The organism is Mesorhizobium sp. M1006 (genome assembly GCF_040318825.1).
In the GTDB taxonomy this organism is placed as follows: domain Bacteria; phylum Pseudomonadota; class Alphaproteobacteria; order Rhizobiales; family Rhizobiaceae; genus Mesorhizobium.
This window is the reverse complement of record NZ_JAMYMZ010000116.1, coordinates 1-2,485: the sequence shown is the minus strand read 5'-3', so window position 1 is coordinate 2,485 and position 2,485 is coordinate 1. Positions and strand designations below refer to the sequence as shown.

Annotated in this window: 4 protein-coding genes and 1 pseudogene; 4 read left to right on the top strand and 1 reads right to left on the bottom strand. The window is 62.7% G+C overall.

What is annotated here, in order from left to right; genetic code table 11:
• Positions 1 to 187: LysR family transcriptional regulator (locus NKH60_RS34705; protein ID WP_352875087.1), on the bottom strand; the 187-nt coding region annotated here is incomplete at its 3' end.
• A 122-nt stretch (positions 188 to 309) separates the two neighbouring features.
• On the opposite strand from NKH60_RS34705, the gene NKH60_RS34700 reads away from it, so the two are divergent.
• From NKH60_RS34700 to NKH60_RS34685, 4 genes and pseudogenes are all read left to right on the top strand, one after another.
• Positions 310 to 777, top strand: a complete 468-nt coding sequence (locus NKH60_RS34700) for an ATP-binding cassette domain-containing protein (RefSeq protein ID WP_352875085.1) — start codon at positions 310 to 312, stop codon at positions 775 to 777.
• Positions 777 to 1,437 (top strand): annotated as a pseudogene (locus tag NKH60_RS34695) (amidohydrolase family protein). Before NKH60_RS34700 ends, NKH60_RS34695 begins: the two are co-directional and overlap by 1 nt.
• A 35-nt stretch (positions 1,438 to 1,472) precedes the next feature.
• Positions 1,473 to 2,225 (top strand): SDR family NAD(P)-dependent oxidoreductase, encoded by a 753-nt coding sequence (locus NKH60_RS34690; protein WP_352453729.1) that lies wholly within the window; start codon positions 1,473 to 1,475, stop codon positions 2,223 to 2,225.
• Positions 2,218 to 2,485 (top strand): thiamine pyrophosphate-binding protein (locus NKH60_RS34685; protein ID WP_502907814.1); only part of this gene is annotated, 268 nt, incomplete at its 3' end. The genes NKH60_RS34690 and NKH60_RS34685, both read left to right, overlap by 8 nt.

The window sequence follows — 2,485 nt, the reverse complement described above, 5'->3', positions numbered from 1 at the left end:
TGGTCTGGAAGAGCCGCTCACCGTCGATCGTGAGCGAGAGATGGCGCTTTTCGCGCTGAAAAAGCCGCACCCCGAGTTGGTGTTCGAGCAGCCGCAGCTGCTGGCTAACCGCCGAAGGTGTCACCTGCAATTCCTGAGCGGCCTTTGCCACGCCGCCGAGCCGCGCGACTGCCTCGAAATGCGTCATCGAATTGAACTTGATGTCTGACCTCGTCCTCGTCAGTTAAGCTCAGCTACACAGAATGTTAAGAAACGAAAATTGAGCCGAATGTCAATCGGTCGCACAGTGGTCCCGGAAGGAGATACAGGATGGAGCCGAGTTCAACCCAAAGCTTGGGTAGCGCCGGCAACGTGCCGGGAGTTGGACAGGTATTGACCAGGAAGCCCCTGATCGAAGCTGCCAATATCGAGAAGAGTTATGACGCAACCCGTGTCCTGCGGGGTGTGAGTTTTCAGGTCCGGGCCGACGAAATCCACGCGCTCCTGGGCGGCAACGGCGCCGGCAAAAGCACTCTCATCCGCATCGTCACAGGGCTGACCTCACGCGAAGCCGGCGAGATTGGCTTCGCCTCGTCGAAGGCCGACCACAACAGCCCGATCATCGCGGTGGTGCATCAGGAGCTGGCGCTGTTGCCCGAGCTGTCCGGTCGCGGAAAACATCGGCATTGTGCATGCGAGGTCGGGCTGGTCGCAGATCAGCCGTCGCCGCACGCGCGAAACTGCGCTGGGAGCGCTCCAGCTGATCGACCCAGCGATCGGCGAAGCGATGATCGATAATGCCGGCACGCAAATTGTCCCTCCACGAAGGCCAGATCGTCCGGATCGCTCGTGCCCTTTCCACCGGAGCCGAAGTGCTGCTTCTCGATCCCGGCGATCCGGTTGGGGAAACGCGCTGGCTGCAGGAGATCGCCAACAAGCGAGGCTTTCCGCATGGCATCGTCGGCTATGCCGACCTGTCCCAACCCGACGTCGGCGACCTCCTCGACCGCCACATGGAATATCCGAACTTCCGCGGCATGCGGCAGCCGATGAATTATCATCCCGACCCCGCCAAGACCTATCTGGCGCGGCCGGAGGTCAGTCGTACGCCCGAATGGCGGCGCGGCTTCCGGGAGCTGGCGAAGCGCGGGCTGAGCTTCGACCCGCAGCTCTACTATCCGCAGATGAGCGACTTCCTCGAACTGGCGCGCGACTTTCCCGACGTGCAGATCATTCTCAATCACACCGGCATGCAGGTCGACGGCGCCGAGCATCGAGGAGGCGATCGCAGCCTTCGGCGTCGGCCGCTCGATGTTCGCGACGAACTTCCCCGTCGACAAGCTGTTCTCGAGCTTCGACGCCATTTTGAACGCCTTCAAGGAAATTACGATCGCCCACCCGCACGAGGAGCGGCTCGCGCTGTTCCATGACAACGCCGCCCGGTTCTACCGACTTTAGATCACCGGCAAACAGAAATAGCAGGAGAGTTCGACTTGTTGCTGAAGGGCAAGGCCGTGGTGATTTCGGGGGCCGCGGGCCCCCGGGGAATTGGCCGCTCCACGGCAGCGCTGATGGTACAGCACGGGGCTCGCGTTGCAATACTCGACCTCGATGACGGGCAAGCGCGTGACGCCGCTGCGTCGCTTGGACCCGACCATATCGGCCTTGCGTGCAACGTCGCGGACCTCGACGCCTGCAAGAGGGCGGCGGCGCAAGTGACAGAAACCTTGGGCAGGATCGATGTGCTCTGCAACAATGCGGGCGTCACGCAGCCGGTCAAGACGCTGGAGATCAGCGCGGCTGACTGGGACCGCATCCTCGATGTCAACCTACGCGGCGTGCTCCATCTCAGCCAGGCATTCATCCCGAACATGCGCGAAAATGGCGGCGGCTCGATCATCTGCATGTCGTCAGTTTCGGCCCAGCGCGGCGGCGGCATCTTCGGTGGCCCGCACTATTCGGCTGCCAAGGCGGGTGTTCTGGGGCTTGCCAAGGCCATGGCGCGCGAATTCGGTCCCGAAGGCATCCGCGTCAACTGCATCACACCGGGCCTGATCCAGACCGACATCACCGGCGGCAAACTGACCAACGCCATGCGCGCCGACATCATCAAGGGAATCCCGCTCAGCCGGCTGGGCGAGGCGCGCGACGTAGCCGGCGCCTATCTCTTCCTGGCTTCCGATCTGGCCAGCTACATCACCGGCGCCGTGATCGATGTCAACGGTGGGATGCTAATCCATGGCTGAGTGGACAACGGAGCTTGAGATGCCTCGCGCTGGCAGCAATGTCAGCCTGGCCGAACGAGCCTATCGTATCCGCCGACGCGCCGTGCGGATGGGTCAAGTCCAGGGCCAAGGTTATGTCGGACAGGCGCTGGGTGTCGCCGACGTGCTTGCCGTCGCCTATTTCCATGCGCTTCGTTACCGGCCGGAGGACACGTTGTGGGAGGGACGCGACCGCTTCCTGCTGTCGATCGGACACTATGCGATCGCGCTCTACGCGGCTC